Genomic DNA, 13,866 nt, shown 5'->3' with positions numbered 1-13,866 from the left:
CCTCAGCCGCCGATGCCGAGCAGCACGACCTCGAACGTCAGCGTGGCGTTCGGCGGGATGGTGCCCGGCACACCGCGCGCACCGTAGGCGGTAGCCGCCGGGCAGGTCAGCTTGGCCTTGCCGCCCACCTGCATGGTCTGCACGCCTTCGGTCCAGCACGGAATCACGCGGTTCAGCGGAAACGAGATCGGCTGGCCGCGCTTGTACGAGCTGTCGAATTCGGTGCCGTCGGCCAGCGTGCCGCGGTAGTGGACCTGTACCGTATCGGTGGCCTTGGGCGACGGGCCGGTACCCTTGACCAGATGCTGGATGGTCATGCCCGAGGGCAGCGTCTGCGGGGCTGCCGCAGGGACCGATGCGGCCGATGCGGCCGGTGCCGACGCGCCCGGCGCGGCCGCCAAGGCGGCGCAGGCGAAGGTCATGGCGCTGAGAAGCAGGGCGATGCGTTTCATGGGGAATCCGGTTGCAACGGCGTAGTGGAAAGAGCGGGCAGTGTAACCGACGCTCCGACGCCCGCTCCAGCGGCGCATGACGCACAGCCCGTGCGCGCATGCGGCGTCAGCGCGGCATTCCCGGTGCGGTACGTTGCATCCTGCGAATGCCGGCCTACGATTGGTTCCACATGCACGGAGGAAGCCATGGCAACAGTCGATTCCCGCGGCCTGGAAGTGTCGACCGGCGGCGCCCGCTCGCTGGAGCAGTTCGACGCGGCGCTGCACCTGCTCAACGGCTACTACGGCGACCCGCTTGCCGCCATCGACGAAGCGCTGGCCGAAGCACCCGATTTCGCCATGGGCCACGCGCTGCGTGCGGGACTGATGGTAACGTCAGGCGACGGCACGGCCGAGCCGATGCTGCGCCAAAGCGTCGAGGCCGGCGAGGCACTGCAGGCCAGTGCCAATGACCGCGAGCGCCGCCATATCGCTGCAGCACGCGCGTGGCTGGACAGATCGTTCACGCGTGCCGTCGCGCTCTACGGCGATATCGCCATCGATTACCCCCGCGACCTGCTTGCCGTGCAGGTTGCGCATATCGGCGATTTCCTGCTCGGGCAGTCCGGCATGCTGCGCGACCGCATCGCCCGCGTGCTGCCGCACTGGGACGCCGAGATGCCGGGGTTCAGCTTCCTGCTGGGCATGCATGCGTTCGGACTTGAGGAAACCCAGTTCTACGAACGTGCCGAAGACCGCGGTCGTAGCGCACTCGACCTGAACCCGCGCGATCCGTGGGCCATCCACGCCGTGGCGCATGTCATGGAAATGCAGGGCCGGCTCGACGAAGGCATCGGCTGGCTCGGCGGGCGCCGCGAGGACTGGGCCGACGACAACATGCTGGCCGTGCACAACTGGTGGCATCTGGCGCTGTTCGAACTGGAACAGGGCGATACCGATGCGGTGCTCGCGCTCTATGACGAACACGTGTGCCGCCCTGCCCCCGCGATTGCGCTGGACCTTGTCGACGCCTCGGCGCTGCTGTGGCGGCTGCACCTTCGCGGCGTGGAGGCGGGCGCGCGCTGGCAGCCGCTTGCCAGCGACTGGCAGGGGCGTGGCGCTGCCGGCTACTACGCCTTCAACGATGTCCACGCGATCATGGCCAGCCTGGGCGCCGGCCAGCCCGACGCGGCGGCGGAAACGCGCGCAGCCCTGTCCGGCGCCGCAGCCGGTACGGGGACGAACGCCATGATGTCGCGCGAGGTCGGCGTGCCGGTCGCCGATGCCTTGATCGCCTTCGAGGACGGTGACTACGCCACGGCCGTCGACCTGCTGATGCCGGCGCGCCTGATCGCGAACCGCTTTGGCGGCAGCCATGCGCAGCGCGACGTCATCAACCTGACGCTCATCGAAGCCGCGCTGCGCGGCGGGCGCGCAAATCTGGCCCAGGCCCTGTGCGCCGAGCGCGCGGCACTCAAGCCGATGAACCCGAGCCTGCGCCGCCTGATGCATCGCGCCGACGACTGCGGCCCGGCCGCGGTCCGGCATTGAGAAAGCCCGACGGCGATCTCGCGCCAATCCGGCCTACGCCAGGAACAGGCGATAGGCCGGATTGGCACTCTCCTCCCAGTACGGATAGCCGAGCGCGGCCAGCACTGCATCGCTGCGCTGTGCAGCCGCCTCTGGCATCTGGATGCCGACCAGCACCGACGCCGCGTCACCGCCATCGTTGCGGTAATGGAAGAGACTGATGTTCCAGTCCGCCGGCAACGCGCGCAGGAAGGTCATCAACGCACCGGGCCGCTCGGGGAATGCAAAGCGGAACAGGCGTTCGCCGCCGGCGAGTACGGAGCGCCCACCTACCATATGCCGCAGGTGCTGCTTGGCCAGTTCGTCGCCGGTCAGGTTGACCGTGGCAAAACCTTGCGCACTGAACGCACCAGCAATCTGCGCAGCCTCGGCACGATCCTTCACGCGCATGCCGACGAACACGTGCGCGGTTTGCGCATCGGCAATGCGGTAGCTGAACTCGGTGATGCTGCGGCTGCCTGCAAGATCGCAGAAGCGCAGGAACGTGCCGCGCGCCTCGGGCATCGTCACCGCGAACACGGCCTCGCGCGCATCGCCAATTTCCGCGCGCTCGGCGACGAAGCGCATGCGCTCGAAGTTGACATTGGCGCCCGACGTCACCGCCACCAGCGTGCGGCCCTGCAGGCCATGCAGTTGCGCGTATTGCTTGGCGGCGGCAACGGCCAGCGCACCGGCGGGTTCCAGCACGCTGCGCGTATCCTCGAACACGTCCTTGATGGCGGCGCACACGGCATCCGTGCTGACCGTCATGACATCGTCGAGATACGCCCGGCATAGACGGAAGGTTTCCTCGCCGACCAGCTTCACCGCGGTGCCATCCGAGAACAGGCCCACATCGTCGAGTTCCACGCGCTGTCCCGCGCGCAGCGACTGCGCCATTGCGCACGAGTCCTGCGTCTGCACGCCGATCACGCGGACTTCCGGACGCACGGCCTTGACGTAGGTGGCCACGCCCGCGGCGAGGCTGCCACCGCCGATGGGCACGAAGATGGCGTCGAGGGGCCCGCGATGGCGCGCGAGGATCTCCGCGCCCACGGTGCCCTGGCCTGCGATGACGTCGGGATCATCGAAGGCCGGGATGAAGGTCAGGCCAAGCTCCTGCTGCAGCTGCATTGCGTGGCGCCACGCATCGGTATAGGACGCGCCGGCCTGGACCACCTCGACCGTGGGACCGCCATGCGCACGCACGGCGTCGACCTTGACCTGCGGCGCGGTCGTCGGCACCACGATCACCGCCCGCACGCCAAGGTGGCGGGCCGACAACGCCACGCCCTGCGCATGATTGCCCGCCGACGCAGTAATCACGCCGCGCTGCAGCGCCTGCGCATCCAGATTGGCCATCTTGTTGTAGGCGCCGCGGATCTTGAACGAGAACACCGGCTGGTTGTCCTCGCGCTTGAGCCAGATGGCGTTGCCAGTGCGCGCGGACAGGTTGCGCGCCAGCTCAAGCTCGGTCTCGCGCGCGACGTCGTAGACCCGCGCGTTCAGGATGCGCCTGAGATAACTGTTCTGGTCGGCAACGTCCGGCGAATGGACATCGCAATATTCGGTGGCAAGATCGGCGGCTTGTGCCGGCATGGCGGGGCTCCTGTGCTGAATGGGTGCCCAGGAGACGGAAACAAAAAACCCGCCTCAGGGCGGGTTTTGCGGTAACTGATCTGAGGACGCGCGCTAACCCACCATTCCAGGAATGGTGATAATAATCAGCGCGATGTCGTTGTGACGGCGGTCCATGGACGAAAGCTTGTCGGACCCGGGGCGATTTGTCAATCTTCTGATTGACAATGACGAGTGAAGCGAAATGAAGTGATGTAGCGATGTGGGGATGTGGCCCGCGGCCGATGGCGCGGGCCAGTGGGAGACTCTGAGACTCAGGTAAGAACGTTGAAGACCAGGCCCAGCGCAATCGCTGCGCCGATCGTTTCCACTGCTGCCAGCGCGATGAGGTTCTTCACAATGAAGGCGTCTTCCTGCTTGGTCACCATGGTGTAGTCTCCGTAGGGATCTAAGTCCGACCGGATTGCGATGGGCCAGCACTGCAGCCCGATCTTCCATCCAGCCACGTCTTGTGCGCAGTTCCAGTAGACTCCAACGTCCTCACGCGGGCTAGCTGGCACAAACCCGAATATGGCGAAGGCGCAATAGCGCAGACAGTATGGAGTTGCTGCGAGTCATCACACGTTGCCGCGGAACGCGGCATCAAGAAATTGCCGGAAAGGCCGTAACTGTATGACGCGGGCTTTCGCCTGCTTTTGTCCCGCACCGTATTTCCTACCGGCATGGAACCCCTATCATTCGAATTCGTTTCCGTCGAGGAAGCGAAACTAATCCTGGACGGCGCGCCGCCCGCGCAGGCCGAGCCACACTGGCCCACTTTGCGGCGGCCCGAGCCGCCCGAATCGCGGGTGCTGAGCGTCACCGCCATGCGCTGGCTTGCCTCGCTGCCGGCCGGAGCACGGCCCATGGAACTGTGCCGCCGCTATCCGCGCATCGGCAATCAGCTCGCTGCATTGTGGCCGCATCCCACCGCGATCCGCGCCTATCTGGAAGACCTGCTGATCGACAAGCGCGGCGGGCGCCAGGGCTTTCCAGGCGGTATCGCCATCGAGCTTTCGCAGCTTCAGGAGTACCTGCTGCAAGGGCAAGCGTAGCGCCACGATCGGAAAATGCGAGGTACCGCTTGCATTTTCCAGATCCTTTGATACAATGCGCAGCTCACTTGCCCAGGTGGCGGAATTGGTAGACGCACTAGGTTCAGGTCCTAGCGGTGGCAACACTGTGGAGGTTCGAGTCCTCTCCTGGGCACCAAGATTTGGAAGTTTGAAAAAGGCTTGCTTCGGCAAGCCTTTTTTCATTGATGCGTCCGACGCGTTCAGGGCGCCGTCACGACGACAGAAATTGCTCGGGGATGTGCGTGGATGTCAAAACCCCTCGGTGCGTGCCGGGCAACCATCGCGGATCCGCATGATCGTCTGGCGCGACACGCGCAGCGTACGTGCAAGCTCGCTGATCGATGTCCCGACACGGATCGCCGCGCGGATTTCCTCGTGCATATCGGGTTCGAGCAAAGGCTTGCGGCCGAGCCGGGCACCGCGGCCGACGGCCTCCTGCGCGCTCTGCTTCATGCGGGCGCTGCGGCCTTGTCGCTCGAGATTGTCGACGGCATGCAAGGTCCGCATGGTCACCGAACTCGGCGCGGACAGGTTCTCATCGCCAACTTCCGCGCAATGCACCCGCACGCCCAGCGACCAGCAACGCTGCAGCGTGGCGATGACATCGCGCAGGTTGCAACCCAGGCTCGCGAGCGTGGCGGTAACGATGGTGTCGCCCGCACGCAGCCGCCGCGACATTTGCTGGAAGGCGGGGCGCTGCATCGCCGGCCCCGTCACCAACGAGCGTTCCCACCAGGCATTGCCAATGTTGACGACATACCCGGCGGCATCCAGCGCCATGCATTCGTTCTCGAATTCGCTGAGGCTCCCTGCCTGATTCGTATAAAGATACGTAGTCGGCATTCCATCTCCTTGCCGCAGGCCAGCGGCGCACCCTAGGTGTCCGGAATTATTGCATTCTCGACGGCTCCCTGACATATCAGCGAGAAGCAACCTTTCTTACCATCTCCTTGGAGACACGAAAATAAATACTACGGCCGGTTGCAGTCACGCATGCGGCGCGGCCTCCACCGGAGACACGAAAAAGTGCCGATGACGACCCAACAATACTACGACCATACCGTCGAAGGTTCAGCAACTTTGCTGTCCGACGACACCTGGCAGGCGACCGGTTGCGTGGTACGTGCCGGCGCCGTGCTGGTCGAGTCGGGCGAACTGGGGTTCTACCGGACCCGCGAACGCGCGCAAGCCCAGGGGCTTGCGTGGGCGAAAAGCTGGATCGATATGCATACCAGCTCTGAGCCTGCGGAGCCGGAGGAGGCCGAGGAGGCCCCTTGCGCCGCAGACGGCGATGCGACGGTGCTGCAGCACAAGATCCTGCCGCGCCCCTCTGCGGCCACTGACTGCGCCAGGCGGCAATTGCTCGACCTCGAACGCCATATCTGCGAGGTCCGCAGCAATCTCCGTCGCCAGATCCGGTTCGCGCGCCAGCTTCGCGCCGACGGCCTGCCTACCGAGTTCACAGAGATGCTGTTGCACACCCTGTGCCACACCGTGGCGTCGCTGCGCAAACAGCGCAATCGCTTGCGCCAGCAGGTCGCCGCGGCGTCGCGTGTGCGATCGCGCAGCCGGTAATTGCGGCAACGGTGTGTGAGAGTGACACGACAACAAGGCAACAACACCGTCGGGCGTCAGGCGCCTGGCCCCGACAAGGACCAGGGCCTGGCGCCCGACGTTGTCAGTCCTTGCGAAGCTGAATCAGCGTCGTAAGCAGCGTGTCCAGCACGATCGGCTTGGACACGTGGGCGTCGAACCCCGCCTCCAGGGCCGCGTCGATGTCGCGCTGCTGCCCGTAGCCACTGAGGGCGACAGCCCTCAATCCTTCCAGGCCCGGCAGCTTGCGCGCGGCGCGCAGCAGCTCGAAGCCGTCCATGCCCGGCATGCCGAGGTCGGACAGCAACAGGTCCGGCGGGCTCGCCGCCATCTCCCCGAGTGCCACCTCGGCATCCGTCGCAACCTGCACGACAGCGCCTTCGGATTCGAGCAGCATCCGGAACGTCTCGACCGTCGGCGCATCGTCGTCCACGAGCATGACGCGCAATCCGCGCAGCAGTGACGGCGTCACCGGCGGCTCGGTGTCATCGATGCGCGAGTCGGAGCCCGCCGGCAACTCGACAGTGAAGGTCGCGCCATGGCCGAGTCCCGTGGAACTCGCGGAAACCGTGCCGCCATGCAGCGTCACGATCTCCTTGACCAGCGACAGGCCGATCCCCAGGCCGCTCTGCCGCCCGCGCGCATTGGCGCCCTGGCGGAACATGTCGAAGATATGGGGCAGCACCTGCGCGTCGATGCCATGGCCGCTGTCCTTGACCACCAGCCTGGCACGATCACCCTCGTTCTCGAGCGTGACGCTGATCTCGTCGCCCTCGCGCGTGAACTTCAGCGCATTGCTGATCAGGTTCCAGACCACCTGCTCGATTCGGGTGACATCGGCATTGATCCAGACCGGCGTCCCCGACAGATTGCAATGCAGCGTCAGATTCTTGCTCGCCGCGTCTTCCTGCACGGCGTCGCACACGCGCTGGACGACTTCGCGCCAGTCGATCGGGTCCCGCGTGAGCGACAGCTTGCCGGTACGCACGCGCGACATGTCGAGCAGGTCATCGATGATCTGCGCCTGGTTCTGCACGGTACGCCGGATCGTCGAGGTCGCCCGCGCGATGACCGGGTTGCGCCGCGCCTCGGCCGAGCGCGCGATCAGCTCGCTACTCGCGCTGATCAGGTTCAGCGGATGCTTGAGTTCGTGCGAAACCACCGCCAGGAACTCGTCGCTCCGCACGTGATCGTCGTCCTGCCGCCAGGTCGGGTCATTGCGCGGCGCACCTTGCGGCAGCACCTCGTCAAGGTCGCGCGCGATCTTCGCGTAGCCGCTGATACCGGCGGTATCCAGCCGCGATAGCACACCACTCGAACGGAAGCGGGTGCCGTCCTTGCGCAAGTGCCAGCGGTCTTCCTCGACGCGTCCGTACTTGCGCGCCTGTGCCATTTCCTCCGCCGGTACGCGTTGTTCGCGGTCCTCCGGCGTGAACAGGACATCGGCCGGCCGGCCCAGCATTTCGGACTCGTCATAGCCGAAGAGCCGGTGCGCGCCCACGTTCCAGCTCGTCACGCGGCCATCGTCGTCAAACGTGATGATGGCGTAGTCGCGCGTGCTTTCGGCCACGATACGCATGCGCAGCTCGCCGTCGCGCAGCCGGTCCTCCGCGGCGCGCCGCGACGTGATGTCGATGAATGACAGCACGGCGCCATCGATGCGGTCTTCAGTGGTCCGGTACGGCAGGAACCGGGCGAGGTACCAGCGGCCATCGCTGCTGCGGACTTCGCGCTCGATCAGCCGCAGCGAATCGAACGCCTCGGCGGCGTCGTCCGACAGCTTGTCGTATTCGAGGCGATGCGTGATGTCGAGCAGCGAGCGGCCGATGTCCGACGGGATGATGCTGAACACGTCCGTGGCCCGCGGCGTATAGCGCTTGATACGGATATTGCGGTCGACGAAGATCGTGCCGATGTCGTTCGCGGTGATCAGGTTCTGCAGGTCGTCATTGATCTTGCTGGTCTCCTCGACCTTCGACTTGAGCTCCGCATTGACCGTCGTGAGTTCTTCGTTGATCGATTGCAGCTCTTCCTTGCTGGTTTCCAGCTCTTCCGTGGCCGAGCGTAGTTCCTCGTTGATGGCCTGCAGCTCCTCGTTCGAAGCCTTGAGCTCTTCGGTCGACGTCTCCGACTGCTCGATGGTGGCCTGCAGCTGCTCCTTGGTACGCTGGAGCTCGCCTTCGAGCTGGCTGACCATCGGGTCGCGCTGCGGTCTCACGGCAGCCGCATCGGCCTCGGCCATGCTGTCCTCGACCTCGTCGAACAGGATCAGCACAAAGTCCGCGTTGGCTTCCACGTCATGGACGGGCCGCGCGATCATGTTCACGAAGAAGCGCCGGCCGTCGCGCTCAAGCTGGACGCGCCGCGCCTCCACGCTGTGATTGGCCTGCAGCGCCTGGAATATCGCCGTGCGCAACTCCAGCCGCAGTTCGGGACGCACCGCCGCGATGATGTTGTGCGAAGGCTCCCCCCCCCGCATATTGCAGGAAGCGCCCGGCACGGTCCGACAGGTGGACGATGTCGGAATCGCGGCTGACCAGCACGCTGGGCGGCGCGTGCTGCTCGATCACGCGCTGGTGCAGGTCGCCGAACGAGAACTTGCGGCGGCCCAGCGGCGGCGTGATCGTCATCGGCAGGCTGGACGCCACGGTCGTCGGCGCGTGGGGCATGGGCGCATCGGCCCGCACGGCCACGTTGGCGCGGTAGATGCGGGCCTTCTTGTCGACCACGCTGAACAGGTTGCCGACGCTGTCCGCGGCCTCGGAACCGCCCAGGAACAAGATGCCGCCCGGACGCAGCGCGAAATGGAAGGTGCGAAGTACGTCAAGCTGCGCCTCGCGGTCGAGGTAGATCAGCATGTTGCGGCAGCACACCATGTCGAGCCGCGAAAACGGCGGGTCGCGCAGCACGTTGTGCAGCGCAAACAGGACGTGTTCGCGCAGTTCCTTCTTGATGCGGTAGTGCCCGGCGTCGCGCGTCAGGAACTGGCGCACGCGGCCGGCATCGACGTCAGCCAGGATCGATTCCGGATACAGCCCCGACCGTGCGTGGGCGATCGCGCGCTCGTCGATATCCGTCGCGAACACCTGGTATTGCACCGCTTCCGACGCGTTTCCTGTGGCTTCCTGCAACAACATGGCCAGGGAGTACGCCTCTTCGCCAGTCGCGCAGCCCGCGCTCCAGACACGGATCGGGTCGCCTTCCGAACGCCGGCTTTCGATGATCTGCGGGAGCACTTCACTGCGCAACGCGTCGAATGCCTCGCGGTCGCGGAAGAAGTTGGTCACGCTGATCAGCATGTCCTGCAGCAGCAGCGGCGTTTCCTCAGGGTGCCCGTGCAGGAAATCGCGGTACTCGGACAGCTCGCTGAGCCCGTTCACCTGCATGCGCCGTTCGATGCGGCGCAGGACCGTCGCGCGCTTGTACTGGCGGAAGTCATGCGAGGTACGCGTGCGCAGGATCACCATGATCTCGCGCAGGATGTGCTCGGTATCGGCCGTGCCCGCGAGGCTGCCGCCGGCTTCGTCGCCCGTCGGCAGGTGGATGCGGTTCGCGTTCGACCACAGCTCCATGAGCTTCTGCGCCATCTCCGGCACCGGCAGGATGATGTCGACCTGGCCTGTATTGACCGCGGCGCGCGGCATGCTGGAAAACGCGGCATCTTCCGGCTGCTGGGCCATCACGATGCCGCCCATCTCCTTAACGCGCGTAATACCGACCGAACCGTCCGCACCCGCACCAGACAGCACGATGGCGGCCGCGCGTTCGCGGTGCGCCTCGGCCAGCGACCGGAAGAACAGGTCGATAGCCGCGCGGTGCGTATCGCGCCCGGCTTCGGGTTCGACCCTGAGGCAGCCGTCCATCATCGACAGCGTCATGGACGGCGCGATCACATAGACATTGTTCACCTCGATGGAGGTGACTTCCGTCACCTGCGTCACGGGCATGGATGTGACGGCACTGATCACCGCCGGCAGGTGGCTGGCATGATCGGGCGAGAGATGCACCACGATCACATAAGCGGCGCCGGTACGCCCCGGCAACGTCTCGAAAAACGACTTGAGCGCTTCAATCCCACCGGCGGACGCACCAATGCCGACGACGGGAAAAGTGAGTTGACTGGGGAGCGATTTCACTCGGGATGGAGCCATCGTGGCGCTTGCATTCTGAAGAACAGGTAAGACAAAGATGTTACTACGCAACGTCCTTGCCAGGACAATGGAATGTGGCGGTACGGGCATACCGGTATGTCATCACTTGACGGTATGTCATCACTTGACATTCCCTGCCTGAAGTTGCCGGCATCCCCGGTGTTGTCACGAACTTGCGTGGCCCACGTGGAATCTGTCGTGCACTCCAGCGCGTCGAACAGCGTGCGCTGCCGTTGTCGCCCTATTGCCGCCGCAAGCGGCAGGCGCCTCATCGGCCAGAACGCCTCCGCGCAAGGACTAGTATGGACTCCCGCCCCCTTTCCGGCGCTATCGCCGCCACTGATGCCCCTGACTGATACAGCCTCGCGGCTCCGCGCCGGCATGGTCCGGCTCCAGCTCGAGCGCCGGGGCAACCTCATTACCGACAGTTGTAGTTTCTTCCGCACGTTGCGCGGGGCAGCGCCCGCGCAAGCCGCGTCGCTGCGTTCCGGGTGCCACGCGGCGACCGGGCATGCGGGTTGCTCCACGAAGGGACCCACAACCGATCGGAGACTGCAAATGGACCGCAACCTCAACTCGAATCAAGGCGCTGCCATCGTGGGCAGCGGCGTCGGCGAAGGCCCCGGCCCGGAAGTCATGGCGGCGTCGAGCCTCGATGACACCAAGGTCTACTCGTCCGACGACCAGCATGTCGGCGAGATCAAGGAGATCATGATCGACGTCCCGCGCGGCCGCGTGGCCTACGCGGTGCTCACCACCGGCGGCTTCCTCGGCATGGGCGACACGCTGCACGCGATTCCGTGGAATGCACTGGTGATGGACACGGACTCCAAGTGTTTCCGCCTTGGCCTGACCGCCGACCGCATCAAGAACTCGCCGGGCTTCAACAAGGACAGCTGGCCAAGCATGGCAGACGCGCAATGGGGCACCGACGTGCACCGCTACTATGAGCGCGAGCCGTACTGGGTTGGCTCATCGCCGGTTCTCTGAGGACCTGGCATTCGAACCGGGCAGCTGTTCCACCAACGGCTGCCCGGTCATGCATTCCCGGTGATGCCGCTTGCAAGAGGTACATCGCCGGAACATCCCCCGGTGCACGAGGACCTGACGCGATACCGTGCGTCATGGCGCGCGGCATGAAGCTTGCACAGGCTTCGCATCCCGCCCGCGGACACAACAGGAGACTCCCCGTGACCGTTACCCGCTTCCCCCAGCTGCTCGCTATCGCCCTGGCATCTGTGCTCGTCCCTGCTGCGTATGCCGCCCCCTCTGCTTCCGACACCGATTTCATGAAGAAAGCCGCGCAGGCCGGCACCATGGAAATCGAGGCCAGCAAGCTTGCCCAGCAGAAGGCCACCGACAGCGCCGTCAAGGACTTTGCCGCGCAGATGTTGAAGGACCACGAAGCCGCGGCCAGTGAACTCAAGCAGCTCGCCAGCCGCAAGCAGGTGACGTTGCCGAGCGCACCGGACGCCTCTGACCGCGCCACACTCGACGCGCTCAAGAGCCTGAGCGGCGCCGCGTTCGACCGCCGCTATGCCGACACCGTGGGCGTGCAGGCCCATATGCAGGCCGTCGACCTGTTCCGCGGCGCATCGCAAACGGCAAGCGACACCGACGTCAAATCGTTCGCCTCGAAAACGCTGCCAACGCTGGAACACCACCTCGACATGGCGCGCAACCTGGCCGCGAAGAACAAGTAGTTCGCCTATACCTCGTACTGCCGCGTGGTTCCGTTGTCCGTGGGCCAACGGAAACCACGGCAATCGCTGCGCGCTCGCATGCGTCCGTGGCTTGGTGAACGGCCCGGAAGAGTTTCTTGACCTTGCGGTGGTCGTCGAGCAGAAGACTGAGCGCCGCGCCCTGCGGCGGGAATTCTTTGACTTGTCCATATCGGTCTAAATGGCCAGGCACTGCGCTGTCACCATTGAGAAAGACAAGTTCGGTGCCGGATGCCGCGGTGCTGCAGCGGCTGCCCGGATGCGGGCAGGGAGGCGTGAACTACTGGATGGTTTCGGTCCCGGCACATTCATCGCCGAGGCCCTGAATGAATAATACCGACTCGTTTTGCAGCGCAAGCTGGACACCGGCTGCGATCGCGGCGCTGCGGCAGGCGAAGGTTTCGCTCTTCGTCGTCTTGCCATTGGCCGTCATGGCCACCGCCCACAGCATGCCTGTCACCGGAATTACCTTTACAACACCGTCCGCCATGATTCACTCCTCGGGGCGAAACCGGTCCCGTCTGTCTGGCCACAGCACCACACGCACTGTCCATATGTCAGATATGTCAGCGGTGGCTGCGAGCTGTCCGCTTGCACCGGCTTCATAAGCTGACCATTTCGGAGCATTGTCTGTGCCATCGCCTTGTCGGCCATTCTCTATGCGAGGGCCGTCGCATGTCGGCCGTGCATCATCTGCCGGAGGCTGTGCGCAACATAGGTTGGCAAGTCCTGCAAAAGTTACTGCGCACATGGCTTGCGCCGGCATTGCCCAGGCCAGATCCCTCAGACCTGCCTTTTCTCCGTCTCGACTGAATTCAGCGCAAAGGATTGCCATGCGCCGATCGACCACCGCGCCCAGTGCCAGGGTGCGAAGGCCATTTCGTCGTAGCCGGGCAAGCGGCCGTACAGGACTTCGCGCAACCGGGGGTCGGCCATGAATGTCGCGCGTATCCGGTAAATGGCATAAACGCGCGCGAGCAGAAGCAGGCCCGTTGCGGCGAGCGCAATGCACCAGAGCTCCAGCGAACTCATGTCCACTCTCCGCGTCGTGTCGTCGTGTTATTGCCTGATGGCGATTGTCTGGTAAAGCAGGAATCCGCCGCAGGCATCCGTCTTGCCGGTGTCGCGTCCAGCGCGTCAGTATCGACACACCGTGTCATCGTGGACGACCTGGTTCAACCCGGGCGCAGTGCTCCCTACGATGCCTTGCTCAACCGCGTCGAGTTCAGGCGGACCTCAAGCGCCGCCAGCGCGCGCTCCAGGCTCGCCACCATCTCGGCCGCCTTCAGCGATTCGGCAGCATCGGTCAGCCGCGCAGCGCGCTGCTGCTGCAGACTGATCTCGGCTTTCAATTCGTTCATGTAGCGGTCCAGAATGACAAGGTCACGGAATCTGCCTGGAGTCATGGCGGTACCCCGGATTCTTAGCTGTTGACTGGATGCTACGAAAACCAAGGGGAATCGTCAGTGGGTTCTTTATGTCCGAAATGGGGCCATTCCGGACAGGTGTGCGGATGTTTCTCCGACATATGCTTCAGATGTGCCCGGCGTCTGGCCGCCGAGCGTCGATTCCCGATGGTTGCCCGCTCGTATGAGTGGGCTTTTTTTTGGTTCTTCGCCGAATTGCGTGACCGCTTAGAAACAAAAAGGGCCAACCGCCCACCGCTGTTATCTTGGAGTTGCGACACAACAAGAATCAGGAAGGTGGA

The 13,866-nt window shown here is 64.7% G+C and carries 12 protein-coding genes, 1 tRNA gene and 1 pseudogene; 6 read left to right on the top strand and 8 right to left on the bottom strand.

Annotated features, from left to right (window positions below):
* Positions 1-2: 2 nt before the first annotated feature.
* Positions 3-452, bottom strand: a complete 450-nt coding sequence (locus KHO41_RS28845; protein WP_211956660.1) for an FKBP-type peptidyl-prolyl cis-trans isomerase — start codon at positions 450-452, stop codon at positions 3-5.
* Between the two features lie 186 nt (positions 453-638).
* On the opposite strand from KHO41_RS28845, the gene KHO41_RS28840 reads away from it, so the two are divergent.
* Complete coding sequence (locus KHO41_RS28840) at positions 639-1,982, top strand: tetratricopeptide repeat protein (protein WP_211956659.1); 1,344 nt, start codon at positions 639-641, stop codon at positions 1,980-1,982.
* 33 nt (positions 1,983-2,015) lie between these two features.
* On the opposite strand, the gene ilvA is transcribed toward KHO41_RS28840, so the two are convergent.
* Entirely contained in the window at positions 2,016-3,599 is a 1,584-nt protein-coding gene (ilvA, locus tag KHO41_RS28835) for a threonine ammonia-lyase, biosynthetic (RefSeq protein WP_211956658.1), read from the bottom strand.
* 701 nt (positions 3,600-4,300) lie between these two features.
* On the opposite strand from ilvA, the gene KHO41_RS28830 reads away from it, so the two are divergent.
* Both KHO41_RS28830 and KHO41_RS28825 read left to right on the top strand, forming a co-directional pair.
* Positions 4,301-4,672 carry a hypothetical protein gene (locus KHO41_RS28830; RefSeq protein ID WP_211956657.1) on the top strand — a complete coding sequence of 124 codons (372 nt, stop codon included), beginning with the start codon at positions 4,301-4,303 and terminating at the stop codon, positions 4,670-4,672.
* A 70-nt stretch (positions 4,673-4,742) separates the two neighbouring features.
* Positions 4,743-4,829: transfer RNA gene (locus tag KHO41_RS28825), tRNA-Leu, on the top strand.
* 113 nt (positions 4,830-4,942) lie between these two features.
* On the opposite strand, the gene KHO41_RS28820 is transcribed toward KHO41_RS28825, so the two are convergent.
* Positions 4,943-5,536, bottom strand: a complete 594-nt coding sequence (locus KHO41_RS28820; protein WP_211956656.1) for a recombinase family protein — start codon at positions 5,534-5,536, stop codon at positions 4,943-4,945.
* 189 nt (positions 5,537-5,725) lie between these two features.
* On the opposite strand from KHO41_RS28820, the gene KHO41_RS28815 reads away from it, so the two are divergent.
* A complete protein-coding gene (locus KHO41_RS28815; protein WP_211956655.1) occupies positions 5,726-6,268 on the top strand; it encodes a hypothetical protein in 543 nt (180 codons plus the stop codon).
* 103 nt (positions 6,269-6,371) lie between these two features.
* Here the strand turns inward: KHO41_RS28815 and KHO41_RS28810 are convergent.
* Positions 6,372-10,437: pseudogene (locus KHO41_RS28810) on the bottom strand (CheR family methyltransferase).
* Positions 10,438-10,995: 558 nt separating this feature from the next.
* Between KHO41_RS28810 and KHO41_RS28805 the strand changes: the two are divergent.
* Both KHO41_RS28805 and KHO41_RS28800 read left to right on the top strand, forming a co-directional pair.
* Positions 10,996-11,427, top strand: a complete 432-nt coding sequence (locus tag KHO41_RS28805; protein WP_211956654.1) for a PRC-barrel domain-containing protein — start codon at positions 10,996-10,998, stop codon at positions 11,425-11,427.
* 200 nt (positions 11,428-11,627) lie between these two features.
* The gene (locus KHO41_RS28800) at positions 11,628-12,140 is read left to right on the top strand and encodes a DUF4142 domain-containing protein (protein ID WP_244874076.1); all 513 of its coding nucleotides are present in this window, start codon (positions 11,628-11,630) and stop codon (positions 12,138-12,140) included.
* Between the two features lie 298 nt (positions 12,141-12,438).
* Here KHO41_RS28800 and KHO41_RS28795 read toward each other — a convergent pair whose 3' ends face one another.
* The 4 genes from KHO41_RS28795 to KHO41_RS28780 form a co-directional block, all read right to left on the bottom strand.
* Complete coding sequence (locus KHO41_RS28795) at positions 12,439-12,648, bottom strand: DUF2188 domain-containing protein (protein WP_211956652.1); 210 nt, start codon at positions 12,646-12,648, stop codon at positions 12,439-12,441.
* A 293-nt stretch (positions 12,649-12,941) separates the two neighbouring features.
* The gene (locus KHO41_RS28790) at positions 12,942-13,190 is read right to left on the bottom strand and encodes a hypothetical protein (protein WP_211956651.1); all 249 of its coding nucleotides are present in this window, start codon (positions 13,188-13,190) and stop codon (positions 12,942-12,944) included.
* 164 nt (positions 13,191-13,354) lie between these two features.
* Positions 13,355-13,519 carry a hypothetical protein gene (locus KHO41_RS28785; protein ID WP_211956650.1) on the bottom strand — a complete coding sequence of 55 codons (165 nt, stop codon included), beginning with the start codon at positions 13,517-13,519 and terminating at the stop codon, positions 13,355-13,357.
* Between the two features lie 80 nt (positions 13,520-13,599).
* Positions 13,600-13,866 (bottom strand): hypothetical protein (locus tag KHO41_RS28780; protein WP_211956649.1); only part of this gene is annotated, 267 nt, incomplete at its 5' end.

The sequence above is a fragment of the Cupriavidus numazuensis genome (genome assembly GCF_905397435.1).
GTDB lineage: Bacteria > Pseudomonadota > Gammaproteobacteria > Burkholderiales > Burkholderiaceae > Cupriavidus > Cupriavidus numazuensis.
Note: the sequence above shows the minus strand (reverse complement) of the source record. Positions and strands in the feature narration are given on the sequence as shown.